Origin of the sequence: Rhizobium sp. WSM1274, from assembly GCF_025200775.1 — a bacterium.
Lineage (GTDB): Bacteria > Pseudomonadota > Alphaproteobacteria > Rhizobiales > Rhizobiaceae > Rhizobium > Rhizobium leguminosarum_I.
Map to the genome: position 1 here is coordinate 178,289 of NZ_CP104140.1, position 14,342 is coordinate 192,630.

Below are 14,342 nucleotides of genomic sequence, written 5' to 3' on the forward strand. Positions count from 1 at the left end.
ACTCTGTCGGCATGGAGGTTATGAAGCCATGAGTGTTTCTTATCGTTGGGTCATCGTCGGCGTCGGCGCTCTGATGTCATGCGTGGCCATCGGGGCGATGTTCTCGCTGGCGATTTTTCAGGAGCCGATCGCAACCGCGACCGGCTGGTCGCATGTCGGCATCGCGAGCGCAATGACGCTGAATTTCATTGTCATGGGCTTAGGCGGCTTCCTTTGGGGGGCGGCAAGCGACCGCTTCGGCCCGCGTGTCGTCGTGCTGATAGGGTCGGGGCTGCTCGGCCTGGCGCTGGTGCTGGCGAGCCGCGCCGAGACACTCCTGCAATTCCAACTGACCTACGGCATCCTCGTCGGACTGGCCGCCAGCGCCTTCTTCGCGCCGATGATCGCGGCGACGACCGCCTGGTTCGACGAACACCGCGGCCTTGCCGTGTCGCTCGTCTCCGCCGGCATGGGCGTTGCGCCGATGACGATCTCACCCTTCGCGCGTTGGCTGATCTCGGCCTATGACTGGCGGCCGGCCATGCTGATCATCGGTATCGCGACTTGGGTGCTGCTGGTGCCAGCCGCGCTGCTGGTCAGGCGTCCGCCTGCCGAGACCGCAGATGCCGACACCGGATTTTCCGCGGAAGGCGCCAGGCCACAGCTGTCGAAAGTCTTCCGGTCACCGCAATTCATCGTGCTCGGCCTGACCTTCTTTGCCTGCTGTGCGGCCCATTCAGGCCCGATCTTCCACATGGTGAACTATGCGACGATCTGCGGCATCGCACCGATGGCGGCGGTCAGCATCTATAGCGTTGAGGGGCTGGCGGGGCTCGGCGGCCGGCTGCTCTATGGCAGCCTCGCCGACAGAATCGGGGTAAAGCCGGTGCTGGTCGCCGGCCTGCTGGTGCAGGCGGCAGCGCTTGCGACCTATCTCCTCGTCAGCGAGCTGACCGAATTCTATGCGCTCGCCATCGTCTTCGGCAGCGCTTATGGCGGCGTGATGCCGCTTTATGCGCTGCTGGCGCGGGAATATTTCGGCCAACGCATCGTCGGTACCGTCTTGGGCGCAGCGACGATGCTGTCCAGCCTCGGCATGGCCTTCGGCCCTCTGATCGGCGGCTGGATATTCGACACTTTCGCCAATTATTCCTGGCTGTTCATCGGCTCCGCAATGGTCGGGCTGGGGGCCGCGGCGATAGCGCTCGCATTCCCGCCTCTCGCCCACCAAAAGCCGCAGCCGTCCTTCGGCGCGGCTCCGTAATCAGACACTTCTCTGTTCTTGCAGGCTTCAAGGCGGCTGTCGGTGACGATGGCCGCCCGCGTGAAGATTATCCAGCATTCCCTAAGAGCGACGCAAATCTCGCCTTTTCGTGCATTGCCCTTCCTCGATTTCCCCTGATAAGTCTTCTCCTATTCGTTTCATCACCTATGTCCTTGGTTTTTCGGGAGGCAATCGTCGCCATGGTCGAACTTGCGCAGTCGCTCGCATCCATCAAGCTGCCGGACCTGTCCGGCAAGGCCGTGCTGATCACCGGCGCCTCGACCGGCATCGGCGCGGCGCTCGCTCGCGCCTTTGCGGCTCAAGGGGCCAAGGTCGGTGTCCATTACAATGCCAGCCGCGAACCGGCGGAGAAGCTTGCAGACGAGATCCGGGCTGCCGTCGGCACGGTGCATCTGATCCAGGGCGACGTGTCGAGGGAGGGCGAGACGGAGCGTGTCGTCGAGGAGACAGCGAAGACCTTCGGTCATCTCGACGGGCTTATCAACAATGCCGGCGGCATGCTGGGGCGCAAGCCGACCGCAGAATATACCGACGCCCATTATGCCGCGGTCATGGATCTCAACGCACGCTCTGTACTGGCGGCAACGCGTGCGGCGCATCCCTGGCTGAAGAAGCAGGGCGGCTTCATCATCAACACCACATCGATCGCCGCACGCAATGGCGGCGGCAATGGTGCGATCCTTTATGCGGCGTCCAAAGGCTTCGTCTCGACGATCACCCGCGGTCATGCCAAGGAATTCGTCGCCGACAGGATCCGCGTCAACGCGGTGGCGCCGGGTGTTATCGCCACGCCCTTCCACGAGCGTTATACCAATGACGAGCAGATGGAGCTGCAGCGCAAGTCGATCCCGATGGGTTTCGTCGGCACGTCGGAAGATTGCGTCGGCGCCTATCTCTTCCTCGCCTCGCCGACGCTGTCGGGCTACATCACCGGCCAGATCATCGAGGTCAATGGCGGCCAGCTGATGCCGTAGACGCTTCGATCGGCGAGCAAGATCCTTCGCTTTCCCTTTTAAAAGGGAACTTTCGAACCGCCGTGACGTTTCCTGCTTGGTCTTTTCAGCAAGCGGGGCACCATGAGCTTTTCATTTTCGGAACTCGACTTCCTCAAGCCGGAGCTGGGGGCGGAGTATACGGGTTCTGGCACCCATTTCGCGGTATTCTCCGCGCATGCGGAACAGATGGAGCTCTGTCTCTTCTCGCCTGATGGAAAGAATGAGATCGCCCGGCTGCCGTTGCCGAAACGCGAAGGCGATATCTGGTCGGGCTATATTGCCGGCATCGGCCCCGGCACCGTCTACGGTTATCGCGCTCATGGTCCCTACGAGCCTGCCGCCGGCCATCGCTTCAATCCGAACAAGCTGCTGCTCGATCCCTATGCCAAACAGGTGACGGGCGAGTTGACGTGGGACGATGCGCTGTTCGGCTACCAGATCGGCGAGGATGACCTTTCCTTCGACGAGCGCGACAGTGCGCCCTTCACGGTTAAGGGCGTGGTGCAGGATCCGGACTTCGACTGGGCGGGTGAAGAGGCGATCCGCCGCCCTTGGCCCGACACGATCATCTATGAGGCGCATGTGCGCGGCCTGACGATGACGCATCCGAAAGTGCCTGACCGGCTGCGCGGCACATTTCTCGGCATGTGCAGCGATCCGATCATCGACCATCTCGTCAAGCTCGGCATCTCAGCGATCGAGCTTCTGCCGATCCAATATTTCCTCGACGACCGTTATCTCCTGGAAAAGAACTTACGCAATTACTGGGGCTACCAGACGCTCGGCTTCTTTGCGCCGCAATCCCGCTACATGTCCGGCGACAAGATCACCGAGATCAAGACCATGGTGAAAAGGTTCCATGCCGCCGGCATCGAAGTCATCATGGACGTGGTCTATAACCACACCGCCGAAGGCAGCGAAAAAGGCCCGACACTGTCCTTCCGCGGGCTCGACAATGCGAGCTATTACATTCTCTCCCCCGATGATCCGCGCCATACCTTCGATACGACGGGTACCGGCAATACGCTGAACGTCGCCAACCCCATGGTGATGCGCATGGTGCTCGACAGCCTGCGTTACTGGGTGGGCGTCATGCATATCGACGGCTTCCGCTTCGATCTTGCCAGTACGCTCGGCCGGCAGGATCTGGAGTTCGACCGCCAAGGCGGCTTCTTCGGCGCCATCCGGCAGGATCCGATGCTATCGGGGGTCAAGCTGATCGCCGAACCCTGGGATATCGGTGAGGGCGGATATCAGGTCGGCGGCTTCCCGCATCCCTTCCGCGAATGGAACGACAAATTCCGCGACGATGTTCGCCGTTTCTGGAAGGGCGATGGCGGCATGGTGTCGGAGGTGGCGGCGCGTGTCACCGGCTCGGCGCCGCAGTTCAACCATTCGGACCGGGGAGCGACCTCCTCGATCAATCTTCTGTCGGCCCATGACGGCTTCACGCTGATGGACACGGTCTCCTTCAACGACAAGCACAACGAGGCGAACGGCGAGGATAACCGGGACGGCCATTCGGATAATCATTCCGACAATATGGGTGCCGAGGGTGCGACGGATAATGCCGATATCAACGCCGCGCGGTCACGGCGGCGGCGCAACATGATGGCGACGCTGATGCTCTCCCAGGGCGTGCCGATGATCCTTGCCGGCGACGAACTCGGCAACAGTCAGGGCGGCAACAACAACGCCTATTGCCAGGACAACGAAATCGGCTGGACGGATTGGGCAGGGCTCGACGACCCCTTCCTCGATTTCTGCCGGCAGGCAGTCGCCATCCGCAAGGCCCACCCCGTCCTGCGGCAGGAGCGGTTCCTGACCGGAGAGACAGCCGAGGACGGGCGCATCGAGATCGCCTGGTACAAGCCCGACGGCAGTTTCATGGATGACGGCGCCTGGAATGACGACGGATTGCAGGTCATTGGCGTCTATCTCTCGAGGAGCGTGCATGCTCCGGATACCGAGAGGATGGACGACCTTTTCCTCGTCTTCAATGCAGGCGGCGATTGCGAGGTCCATCTGCCTGTCGTGAACGGGCTGAAACAGTGGTCGAGGGTTCTCGACACGGGATCAGAGACGGAGGCTTTCGAGGTGCACGATGAGGACAATCCGGTGATGGTCTATGCCCAGAGCGTCGCAGTCTTCGCACCGAAGGGACAAACCGAACCGCCGCAAGGCGCGACAAAGGCCGAGCGTCGTCGCTGGTTCCAGTTCGGCCGCTGGAGCAAGTAGGTCTCAGAAAGCATGAATGCCGAAGCCATCACCGAACTTGGTCTCGTTTATGTCAGCGACACCGAACCTGGCATCCGAAGACGAAGGAAGGGCAAGGGCTTCAGCTACGTCATGCCCGACGGCACGACGCTCACTGATGAATCGCAGCGGGCGCGCATCAGGGCACTTGGATTGCCGCCGGCCTACGAGAATGTCTGGATCTGCCTCTACGAAAACGGTCATCTGCAGGCGACGGGCTTCGATGCGCGCGGCCGCAAGCAATACCGCTATCACAAGGACTGGCAATCCTTTCGAAGTGCGGGAAAATTCCATCAGTTGATCGAGTTCGGCCGGGCGCTGCCTCGGATCCGCCGGACCGTGCTGCGCCATCTCGACACCGGTGCGGAGGATATCAATGGCGTACTTGCGGCTTTGACGACGCTGCTCGACGAGGCGCACTTACGCGTCGGCAACCAGGCCTATGTCAGGGAGAACGGCACCTATGGCGCAACGACGCTGCTGAAGCGCCACCTGAAGATCGTCGCCGGTCAGATAGAGCTGAAATTTCGCGCCAAGGGTGGCAAGCGCGTCCACCGCAGCCTCAAGCATCCCAGGCTCCAGAAGATCCTGGAGGAGATAGCCGACCTGCCCGGCCGCCAGCTCTTCGTCTGGAAGGACGAAAGCGGGACGCTGAAGCCGATCGATTCCGGCCGGCTGAACGCCTATCTGGCCGAGATATCGGGGGTTCCGATTTCGGCGAAAACCTTCCGCACCTGGGCGGGCTCGCTGGCGGCCTTCGGTGTGGCGCGCGAGACAATTGCCGGCGGCGGCCGGCCGACGGTAAAGCAAATGTCGGAGGCCGCGGCCGAGACGCTGCACAACACACCGGCGATTTCGCGCTCGAGCTATATCCATCCCGCGATCATCGCGCTCGCCGGCAACGATCATCCGCTGACGGAGAGCGGCAACGAACCGCTGCGGGGCTTGCGGGCCGAGGAAAACAGGCTACTTGATTTCCTCACAAGCGAGATCGAAGAATGAGCCCCAGACATCCGCCGGCATCGGACGTATCTTTGACACATCCCGACCGGCTCTACTGGCCGGACGAGGGCGTGACCAAGCAGCAGCTCGCGGATTATTACGCGGCGGTCTGGCCGTTCATGGCGCCCTATGTCGTCAATCGGCCGTTGGCGCTGCTGCGTCTGCCGGATGGGATAAAAAGCCACCAACGGTTTTTTCAGAAACATGCCTGGAAGGGCATGAACCCGCATATCGAAGAGATTGCCGATCCGCAGGATGCGGACGGCGAAAAGCTGCTGCGCATCGCCGATTTCAACGGTCTCGTGGCGCTGGTGCAGTCGGCCGTGCTCGAAATTCATCCCTGGGGCGTAACGACCGACGATTGGGAACGACCCGATATGATCACCATGGACCTCGATCCCGGCGAGGACGTTGCCTGGGGCGCGGCGATAACGGCAGCGCTTGAATTGAAGGCACGGCTGGAAGCCCGCGGGTTGGCTGCCTTCGTCAAGACATCGGGCGGCAAGGGGCTGCATGTGGTGACGCCGCTTGCGCCGAAGGCCGGCTGGGCGAAGGTGAAGGATTTCGCCTATTCACTGGCCGAAAGCATGTCGGCCGACGCGCCGGACAAATATCTGGCAACCGCGACAAAGGCAAAACGCGGTGGACATATCTATATCGATTATCTCCGCAACGGCCGCGGCAACACGGCGGTCGCGGCCTATTCGACGCGGGCGCGATCGGGCGCGCCAGTTTCGATGCCGCTGGATTGGTCAGAATTGAACGAGGTGAACGGTCCCGCCGCTTTCACGCTCGGCAACGTGCGGCGGCGATTGGAGACCCGGCCGAAAGACCCATGGGGAAATTTCTTCGATGCGGCCGTGCCACTGGAATGAACGGCTCTTAACTCAGCCCGCACTGTCGAGCTCAGGATAGTGCCTGAAAATCCCTTCCTCGTTGAAGGCGAGGCGGCGGGGGGAGGCGAGATAGCGGACGATGTTTGGACGCTTAGCCACCGCATCATGCAGAGCCAGAAGGGCGGGATATTCCGCCTTGCGGTTTGTCATGGCTCTTGGGAAGGCGTAGCTCAGGCCCTCGATCACCTGGAAGAGCGAGAGGTCGACGTAGGTGAGCGCATCGCCGACCAGATGCTTGGGGCCTTTCGGATTTTGCCGCAGCACACGCTCGAAATAGCCGAGGAATTTCGGAATGCGTTCGCGGATGAAGGCGGCTGAGCGAGCTTTTGCCTCTGGCTTCTGGTCCTCATAATAGAGCGACATATCGATCGGATGATGCGTATCGTGCACTTCGGCGACGAAATCGGTGACGGTCAGCTGCAGGCCGTTGACGACATGGCGAAGGCCTTCATCCTCGGGCGCAAGGCCGAGCTTCGGACCGAGATAAAGCAGGATGTTGGCGACATGCGGGATAATGAGGTCACCGTCCTTCAGGAAGGGCGGGGCAAAAGGAATGTGCGGTTCGCTTTCGCTCTCCATTATGTCGAACATGGCGCCGGTGCCGCGCCCGGGCTGGCGGGTGATGTCGATATAGTCGGCGCCGGCCTCTTCCAGCGCCAATCGCACGAATTCGCCGCGGCCTTGAATGCCGTCCCAATAATAAAGCTCATATGCCATGGCTGCTCAATCCTTCGGTTGGCGACCGAAGTCTTTTCGCAGTTCGTCCTTGGCTTTTTCAAGGGTACCGCGCCGCTTTTTCGTCAGCTGGTTGCCGGCGCGGTTGATGTAGAAGGTCAGCATCGACATGGCGGCACGAAAGGGACTCGACTTGCGGCGGTCGCTCTCTTCGGCTGAGTGCTTGACGGAGCGGGCAATCTTCTTCGGATCGTCCGATTTGAACACGCCTTCTTTTAGGTCCAACGCATCGCTGTGTTCGGTGACGTCCTGCGACCATTTCTTCCTCGATTTGGCCATGGGTCAAACTCCCTGTGCGGCTGGCGGAAAGCCTCCGCTTGCCGCATCCTCTTCAATGGTGGCTGTGGTGTTCGTTGCGCTTGCGCGTTGCAGCGGCCTTCTTCGCGGAAGCGGAACGTTCCTCCTTCGAGCGTGCGGCGGAGGCCGCGCCGCCGATGCGGCCGCCCTTTTCAGAAGATTCATGCGTATCCTTCTTGCCGCGGCCGGAACCGGATTTGTTGCCGCCTCCGCTTTCCTTGTTGACGGTCGCCCAGGCACGCCGTTCGGCTTCCTTCTCGGAGACGCCGCGATCCTCGTAGCCCTCCTCGATATGCTCGGCCTTGCGTTTCTGCTTGTCGGTATAGTCGGATTTGTCACCTCTCGGCATTTTTGCCTCCTCTGGCTTTCAAAGGGAGTGAACCGATACGGAGGCCAAAAGTTCCGGTCATACTATCATGGTCTGCAGCCCCAGGATTCGGAACAAAAGCCGATTTTATCAGGTATCCGATGGGAAAAGTCTGCATGAGCTGCACATAGGAAGGAGCCGAGAACATGGAAAAACAACATCGTCAAAGCCGATGGAACGGCGCGATCGACGTGAACGGTCAGGCATGCCGGTCACCTATACCCCGATCCTGCCGACACGATCTCGATCGAACTGATGGCGCGTGACGACAGCTGCATCAGTGAGGTGGATCTGATGCGCAAATATCCCGAGTTCCATGGCGCCGACGCATAAAGCAGAAGTTACAGCATTTCCACGACTGGCAGAGAACAGAAATGCCTTAGCCGACAGGTCGCTGCTGGACGGCGTTCCTGACCGCCTGGTCGAGCGCCGAGCTGCTGAAAGGTTTTGACAGCAGTACCGAGCCGGGGAAACGGTCTGCATCCGGCAGGCTGCTGTTGCCGGTGGCAAAGACCAGGCCGACCGACGGAAAGGCCTCCCGCGCCTTGGCGGCAAAGGCCGGACCCGACATGCCGGGCAAGCCGACATCGGCGACGATGATGTCGATGATGGTGTGTCGGAGGATTTCCACGCCCCGCTCACCGCTATCAGCCTCGATGACGTCATAGCCGAGATCCTGCAGAATCTCGGCAGTATCCATGCGGATGAAGGCGTCATCTTCCACGAGCAGCAGCTTCAGCTTTTCACCGGCGATATCGGGCTGGGCAACCGGTGCTGCGGCATTGCTCGCCCCTTGGCGGCGTTGGCTCCGGTTGGCAAGCACGTGGCTGATCTTGCGGGCGAGTTCCTCGCGTGTATAGGGCTTGGAGAGCAGTTCGAGGCCGGGATCGAGCCTGCCGCCATGGACGATCGAATTTTCGGTATAGCCTGATGTGTAGAGCACGGCGATATCGGGCAGGCGCTCTCGCGCCATGCGCGCAAGCTCCGGGCTCCTCAACGGGCCGGGCATGATGACATCGGTAAAGAGCAGATCGATATGGGCGCCGCTTTCGATAACGGTGAGCGCGCTTTGCGCATCCTTGGACTTCAGCACGTAATAGCCGAGATCCGTCAGCATCTCAACGACAGTCGTGCGCACACCCTCGTCATCCTCGGCGACAAGGATGGTTTCCGTGCCCCCGGTTGCCGGCACGCTGTCGACATTGGTGATGCCATCCTCGCTCTGGAACGAGCGGGGCAGGTAGAGCTTGACGGTCGTGCCTTCGCCGATCTCACTGTAGATCTTCACATGACCGCCGGACTGCTTGACGAAGCCATAGACCATCGACAGGCCAAGCCCGGTACCCTTGCCTTCCGGCTTGGTCGAGAAAAAGGGCTCGAATGCCTGTTCTATTACCTCCTGTATCATGCCGGAGCCGGTATCGGTGACCGCCAGCACGACATATTGGCCGGCGGTGACTTCAGGATGGGCGCGGCTGTAGGAATCGTCGAGGAAGGCGTTGCCGACCTCGATTGTCAACTTGCCGGCGCCATCCATCGCGTCCCGGGAGTTGATCGCAAGATTGAGCAGGGCGTTCTCGATCTGGGTCGGATCGGCAAAGCTGTTCCAGAGGCCACCGGAGACCATGGTCTCGACTTCGATCTCTTCGCCAAGCGCGCGGCGCAGCATGTCGTCCATGCCGGTGACGAGGCGGCCGATATTGACGACCTTCGGTTCCAGCGGTTGGCGGCGGCCGAAGGCGAGCAACTGGCTTGCCAGTCGCGAGCCGCGTCCGACGGCGGCAAGCGCGTTGGAAATGCGTTCCTTGGCCCGGCCGTTATCAGCCACGTCCTTGCCGAGAAGCTGCAGGTTACCGGAGATCACTTGCAGCAGATTGTTGAAATCATGGGCGACGCCGCCGGTAAGCTTGCCGATCGATTCCATCTTCTGCGATTGCTGGAGTGCTGCTTCGGCTTGCTGGCGCTCGGCAATCTCTGCCGCGACGCGGACCTCGAGCATTTCATTGAGTTTCCGCAGCTGATCTTCCATATCGCGGCGCTGGTCAATTTCGACTTTGGCGGCACGGAAGAGCCGGATATTGTCGATCGCGACGGCCGATTGGCCGGCGAGGCTGACGAGGCTCGCCTCGGCTGCTTGGGAAAAACGGCCGGGCTGGCCGTGGCCAAAGAACAAACCGCCGATGACACTGCCGTCGCGTGATTTCACCGGCACGGCAAGATAGCTCCTGACCGGCAGATGCCCCTTCGGCATGCCTGCATGCGGCGCATTCTGCCCGTAGCGCGGGTCGAGCAGGATGTCGTCGGAGCGCACGATGCCTTCGCCGTTGAAAGTCGGCGCGAAGACCTTGGTATTGCGTGGCATCGGGAATTTCTCGAAGTTCTTCCGATCGACGCCTGAGAGCGCGTAGAGCATGTAGCTGCCGCGCTCACCGTCATCGACATTGTAGAAGAAGGCGCCGAATTCCGCGCCGGTCAGCGTCACGCCGGCATCGACGACAATCTGGGTGAGGCGTTCGACATTGGGCTCAGCGGTGATCGCGGCGCCCGCCTGGTTGACGACTGCAAGCGCGTCCGATTTTGCACGCAGCTCTTCCAGCGCAATCTGTTCGCCGCGCTTGGCCGACACCTGGTCTGTGACATCAAGGGCCGCACAGAGGATGCCGGCGACCATGCCGTCATCGTCGCGCAGCGGGGTGTAGGAGAAGGTGAACCAGGTGTCCTCGGTGCGGCCGTCGCGGCGCATCGGGATGAGCAGTTCCTTGAAGAGCTGCGAACCGCCTTCCAGAGTGCTGGCGATGATTGGCGAGAACTGTTCCCAGATGTCTGCCCAGACCTCGCGGAAGGGTCTTCCGAGGGCATCGGGATGTCGCTCCGGGAAAACAGGCACATAGGCGTCATTGTAGAGAAAAGCGAGATCCGGACCCCAGGCGACGAATTTGGGCTGGCGGGAATTCAACACCATTTCGGCGATATGCTTGAGAGACGCAGGCCAGCTTTCGACCGGACCGAGACCGACGGCATGGAAAGCCGGATGCCGTAACAATTCGCCGATTTCGCCGCCGCCTGTCGGCCAGCCGTTCGCGACGCTTCCCATTCAAAATCGCTTTCTTGTCGTCAGCCGCGCCGGGTGATTGGCCACCTCGGGATCAGCCCTTCCAAACCGTCAACATAGAGGCTTCCGATAGGAGGGAAAGGGCCCGGTCGAAATATCCTTAACCGCCGGGCGTTCAACACTTTTAGCAGTCTGCGGACGGCGCCTGCGGGCTGTTATTTTCGATAGAGTTTTTGCGATGCGGCGAAGGCGCGGCCGATGTCGAAGGAGGGCCGCTGCACCGGCGCGCGCGGATCGCGGAAAACCAGCCCGACGAGATTGTCGACGACAAGGATGAACCCAAGCGCGAGACCGAGATAGAGCAGCGCGGCGATGATGAGGAGCGACATCTCCATCCCTCACACGATCGTGGTCGAAGCGCAGCCGCTGGCTGCGAAGAGCGGGATGGAAAGGATTTCGATACGGCCGTCGTTCATGGCAACCTCCCCGGTTTCGCCATTAACAGCCATTGGATGTTCTTGTTCCCGGTTGTCGGGCGGGGGAACAACTTTATTTTGAAGCCTCAAAGCTTGCAGCGTCATCCGGCCTCTGTTCACCCCCGCATGGAAGCCCACCTCTCAAATTCCATAAAGTACAACTAATTCAGGCATATGACAAAGAGGGATCAAAGGGCGTCGCGACGACGCCCTTTTAATCGACATGCTCGGTATTTCAGTGTTCAGGACGCCGTCTTGCGGCTCGCAGTCCGTTTCGCTGCCGGTGTCACGACGCCGTTCGTCTTGCTGCCCGTCACGCTGCGTTTCGCCTTGGACTTGACTTCCTTGCCGTTGGAAGACGCGGCAGAGCCATCGAGCGTGTCGCGCTCGTGTCGTGCCTGTTCCCAATGAATGGAATCTCGCCCTATCGGATATCCCTCTTCTTCCCAGAGAGTGTATGCACGTTTTTTGATCCACTCTTCCCGAGTTTCTGCCATCGCTGATCTCCAGTCACATGATGCCGTCGTTCGAACGCGATACTGCTGAGATGGTTCCAGAGGTGGGGAACTGTTTCAAGCGAAATCGCGCCGCAACCCGAAATATTTCGCATCGCAGCATATTAGGGTTGAGAATCGGCACTCAAGCGGGCCGAAACGCTGCCGCCTTGTGCAGATCTGACACGAACTCCCGGCGCTGCCGCTGTTGCTCTTCTTCGTCGCGAATGCGCAAGAGATAGGAGGGGTGGATGGTGACCAGAACAGGCGGACGATTTGTCGGATGCAGGATATGGCCGCGCTCTGGCGTCAGCTTTGCTTTCGGGCCGAGCAGCGCATAAAGAGCGGTTGCGCCGAGCGTCACGACGAGTTTCGGCTGCAGGATATTGATCTCTGCGCCGAGCCACCAGGCGCACCGCCTGATCTCGCCGGCATTCGGTTTCGAATGCAGCCGCCGTTTGCCGCGTGGCGTGAACTTGAAATGCTTGACCGCATTGGTGACATAACAGCGTTGACGATCGAGACCGGCCTCTTCGAGGCAGCGATCGAGCAGCCGGCCGGCGGGGCCGACAAAGGGCCTGCCGGTCAGATCCTCCTGATCGCCCGGCTGCTCGCCGACGAGGACGATCTCGGCTTTCCCCAGACCTTCGCCGAAGACGATCTGCGTGGCATTTTTGTAGAGATCACAGCGGGTGCAGTCTTCGGCCTGATGCCGGAGTTCGGCAATGCTGTCAGCATCCGCGACTTCGAGCGCCAAGGCGGGACCGACGTTTGCGGCTATGTTCATGATGGCGATCCTCATTTCCTTGGGGTCAATCGATCTGTGCCGGGATTGTTCCCGTTCGGGAATGAGCCGCGCGCTTTGCAATCTGCAGGCCCATTCCGGAACCTTTCACGATCGGTCCCCGGGCTGGCACAACGGTCACGGTGAAAAATTTCGCCTCATGGGAGAGCGGCAGTGTGATTGAACGTCGCGGTTTCGCGGCTATATTCGCCAGCGATGTTCTATCTCCTATCAACCTACTGGCCGCATATCCTCTTTGTCGTTTCGATCGCCATGGGGGCCGCGGCGGCGATCCATGCCGCCATGACCAAGGAGGAGGTGCGTGCCGCGATCGGCTGGGTCGGCGTCATCATTCTGTCTCCGATCATCGGCGCGGTGCTTTACGCGATTGCCGGCATCAACCGCATCCGCCGCAAATCGTTGAGCGTCCGCCGCGACGCGCTGCTGCTTGCGGACGAATTCGACGAACTGGAGACATTCGACGCCGAGGCCGAGACGGTGATCAGCCAGTTCGGCCGCCGTTTTGCCGCGCTGCAGACGCTGGGCGACCGGGTGACTCGCAATCCGCTGACGACAGGCAATACGATCGACGTGCTGGAGACCGGCGACGAGGCCTATGCCGCGATGAAATCAGCCATCGACGAGGCGACGCGCAGCATCCTGCTCGAAACCTATATTTTCGACCGAGATGCGGTTGGCCTTCGCATCGCCGATGCGCTGATTGCCGCGGTCAGGCGTGGTGTGGAGGTCCGGGTCCTGATCGACGCGGTTGGGGCGCGTTATTCGGTGCCGAGCATTCTCGGCCATCTCAGGGAGAGCGGCGTCACCGTTGCCGTCTTCAACGGCAACGTCATCATGGGCTTGCGGCTGCCTTATGCCAATCTGCGCACCCACCGCAAGATCCTGATCGTCGACGGGAAAATTGCGCTGACAGGCGGGATGAACATCAGGGCGGGCTTCAGCGAGGAGGCGACAGGCGAAAACTTTGCCCACGACACGCATTTTAGCGTCACGGGCCCTGTCGTGGCCGACCTCTTCGACCTCGCCGCCGAAGACTGGCGCTTCTCGACGCAGGAGTTGTTGAACGACGAGCCGTGGCGCATCGAACCGCCAGAGCGCAGCGCCGGTGATCCCATACTGATGCGTGTCGTCGCCTCCGGCCCGGACCGCAGCGTCGAGACCAACCATAAGATGCTGATGGGCGCTTTTTCCGTGGCGCGCCAATCGATCCGCATCATGTCGCCCTATTTCCTGCCGGACCGCGAACTCATCAGCGCGCTGGTGACGGCGGCGCGGCGCGGCGTCGAAGTCGATATCGTCGTGCCTGCGGTCAACAACCTCGTCCTGGTCGACCGGGCGATGACGGCGCAATTTGACCAGATCCTCAAGAATTATTGCCGCATCTGGCGCTCCACCGGCAACTTCAGCCATTCGAAGCTGCTGACGATCGACGGCACCTGGGCCTATGTCGGCTCTTCCAATCTCGACCCGCGTTCGCTGCGGCTGAATTTCGAGGTCGATCTCGAAGTGCTGAACGAGGGCTTCGCCGCCGAGATCGACGAGCACATCGAGGAAACCTTGAAAACGGCAGCGCCGGTGACGCTTGAGGGCCTGCAGGCGCGACCCTTCGCGGTGCGGCTGATCGAAAAGGTGCTATGGCTGGGGTCGCCCTATCTCTGACGGATTTTTTGTGATCGGACGTGGTAAGTTCGGCTTGCCTGCCT

14 protein-coding genes are annotated in these 14,342 nt (G+C 60.9%); 6 read left to right on the forward strand and 8 right to left on the reverse strand.

Annotation, left to right across the window (positions count from 1 at the left end; genetic code table 11):
- Positions 1-28 precede the first annotated feature (28 nt).
- From N2600_RS30620 to ligD, 5 genes are all read left to right on the forward strand, one after another.
- Complete coding sequence (locus tag N2600_RS30620; RefSeq protein ID WP_260299687.1) at positions 29-1,243, forward strand: MFS transporter; 1,215 nt, start codon at positions 29-31, stop codon at positions 1,241-1,243.
- Between the two features lie 200 nt (positions 1,244-1,443).
- Positions 1,444-2,238: an SDR family NAD(P)-dependent oxidoreductase gene (locus N2600_RS30625; protein ID WP_260299688.1), complete on the forward strand. Its 795-nt coding sequence runs from the start codon at positions 1,444-1,446 to the stop codon at positions 2,236-2,238.
- Positions 2,239-2,340: 102 nt separating this feature from the next.
- Entirely contained in the window at positions 2,341-4,497 is a 2,157-nt protein-coding gene (gene glgX / locus N2600_RS30630; protein WP_260299689.1) for a glycogen debranching protein GlgX, read from the forward strand.
- 12 nt (positions 4,498-4,509) lie between these two features.
- On the forward strand, positions 4,510-5,517 hold the full coding sequence (locus tag N2600_RS30635) for a DNA topoisomerase IB (protein ID WP_260299690.1): 1,008 nt from the start codon (positions 4,510-4,512) through the stop codon (positions 5,515-5,517).
- Entirely contained in the window at positions 5,514-6,392 is an 879-nt protein-coding gene (ligD, locus tag N2600_RS30640) for a non-homologous end-joining DNA ligase (RefSeq protein WP_260299691.1), read from the forward strand. The genes N2600_RS30635 and ligD overlap by 4 nt, the downstream gene beginning before the upstream one ends.
- A gap of 12 nt (positions 6,393-6,404) precedes the next feature.
- Here the strand turns inward: ligD and N2600_RS30645 are convergent, their stop codons facing one another.
- The 8 genes from N2600_RS30645 to N2600_RS30680 all read right to left on the reverse strand — a co-directional run bounded on the left by N2600_RS30645 (position 6,405) and on the right by N2600_RS30680 (position 12,621).
- Positions 6,405-7,130 carry a glutathione S-transferase gene (locus N2600_RS30645; RefSeq protein WP_260299692.1) on the reverse strand — a complete coding sequence of 242 codons (726 nt, stop codon included), beginning with the start codon at positions 7,128-7,130 and terminating at the stop codon, positions 6,405-6,407.
- A gap of 6 nt (positions 7,131-7,136) precedes the next feature.
- Positions 7,137-7,427 carry a DUF3175 domain-containing protein gene (locus tag N2600_RS30650; protein ID WP_017968329.1) on the reverse strand — a complete coding sequence of 97 codons (291 nt, stop codon included), beginning with the start codon at positions 7,425-7,427 and terminating at the stop codon, positions 7,137-7,139.
- A 52-nt stretch (positions 7,428-7,479) separates the two neighbouring features.
- Positions 7,480-7,794: a hypothetical protein gene (locus tag N2600_RS30655; RefSeq protein ID WP_011655053.1), complete on the reverse strand. Its 315-nt coding sequence runs from the start codon at positions 7,792-7,794 to the stop codon at positions 7,480-7,482.
- A 397-nt stretch (positions 7,795-8,191) separates the two neighbouring features.
- A complete protein-coding gene (locus tag N2600_RS30660) occupies positions 8,192-10,906 on the reverse strand; it encodes a hybrid sensor histidine kinase/response regulator (RefSeq protein WP_260299693.1) in 2,715 nt (904 codons plus the stop codon).
- A gap of 173 nt (positions 10,907-11,079) precedes the next feature.
- Positions 11,080-11,253 (reverse strand): hypothetical protein, encoded by a 174-nt coding sequence (locus N2600_RS30665; protein WP_017968332.1) that lies wholly within the window; start codon positions 11,251-11,253, stop codon positions 11,080-11,082.
- A 9-nt stretch (positions 11,254-11,262) separates the two neighbouring features.
- Entirely contained in the window at positions 11,263-11,445 is a 183-nt protein-coding gene (locus N2600_RS30670; RefSeq protein WP_017968333.1) for a hypothetical protein, read from the reverse strand.
- 137 nt (positions 11,446-11,582) lie between these two features.
- The gene (locus tag N2600_RS30675; RefSeq protein ID WP_026154587.1) at positions 11,583-11,837 is read right to left on the reverse strand and encodes a DUF2934 domain-containing protein; all 255 of its coding nucleotides are present in this window, start codon (positions 11,835-11,837) and stop codon (positions 11,583-11,585) included.
- Positions 11,838-11,979: 142 nt separating this feature from the next.
- Positions 11,980-12,621 carry a UdgX family uracil-DNA binding protein gene (locus N2600_RS30680; protein WP_170260495.1) on the reverse strand — a complete coding sequence of 214 codons (642 nt, stop codon included), beginning with the start codon at positions 12,619-12,621 and terminating at the stop codon, positions 11,980-11,982.
- Positions 12,622-12,834: 213 nt separating this feature from the next.
- Between N2600_RS30680 and N2600_RS30685 the strand changes: the two genes are divergently transcribed.
- The gene (locus N2600_RS30685) at positions 12,835-14,298 is read left to right on the forward strand and encodes a phospholipase D-like domain-containing protein (RefSeq protein ID WP_026154588.1); all 1,464 of its coding nucleotides are present in this window, start codon (positions 12,835-12,837) and stop codon (positions 14,296-14,298) included.
- Positions 14,299-14,342: the final 44 nt, after the last annotated feature.